The organism is Paraburkholderia sp. 31.1, assembly GCF_014397645.1.
GTDB lineage: Bacteria > Pseudomonadota > Gammaproteobacteria > Burkholderiales > Burkholderiaceae > Paraburkholderia > Paraburkholderia tuberum.
On record NZ_VZQN01000173.1, the window covers coordinates 1 to 906 of the forward strand.

Annotated in this window: 1 protein-coding gene; it reads left to right on the plus strand. The window is 60.4% G+C overall.

Annotated elements, in window-relative coordinates:
• On the plus strand, positions 1 to 636 hold a 636-nt coding region (locus tag F6X37_RS35845), incomplete at its 5' end, for an IS110 family transposase (RefSeq protein WP_187614679.1).
• Positions 637 to 906: the final 270 nt, after the last annotated feature.

Genomic DNA, 906 nt, shown 5'->3' on the forward strand with positions numbered 1-906 from the left:
CGCGACCGTACCGGCACGGTCAACCAGATTCATGCCTTTCTACTCGAATTCGGCGTGAGCCTGCCCAAGGGGATGGGCGTCATCCGCCGACTTCCTGCCGTGCTGGCCTCGCATGATCTGCCGCCGCGACTAGTCGCGCTGCTCGAGCGTCTGCAGGCACATTTCAAGTACCTCGACGAACAAGTCGCGCAACTCGAAAGCGAATTGATCCGGCAACTGCGGGAGGACGAACGCAGCCAGCGCCTGTTGGAGATTCCCGGCATCGGCCCAATCACGGCCAGCGTGCTGGCAACCGAATTGGGCGACGCCCACCAGTTCGCTTGCGCTCGCCAGTTCGCCGCATCCATCGGGCTGGTTCCACGCCAATACAGTACCGGCGGCAAGCCCACGCTGCTGGGAATCAGCAAGCGCGGCGATAAGAATTTGAGGCGACTGTTAGTCCAGTGCGCGAGAGCGCTCATGCTGCACATCGAGCGGCACGCCGATCGCCTGGGGGCCTGGGTCCGCGACCTGCTGGCCCGACGGCATTCCAACGTGGTCGCTTGTGCGTTGGCCAACAAATTGGCGAGGATCGCCTGGGCCATCCTCGCCCGCGGAACACACTACCAAAGTGCTCAGGCTGTGGCAGCAGCCTGACTGTGCGCCGCCTACGTTACTCCTTCTGACCCAAGTCACTTCCTGGTTTTGCGACGCGAGATACGTGAAGACATAAACGGCTCAACGGCCGAGCAAGCAACCTGGCAAAGCAAATAGTATTCCGATACTGCGGCTTTTTTAAGGTTTGCCCGGCGCGGCTCTCATCATGGGGCGGGAACCTGTTCCCACAACGACCCCGGATAGATTTGCGCAAGCCCAATTTACGTCAACACCACCTCGCTTGCAAAAGTCAGGCTGACCATAGATTTG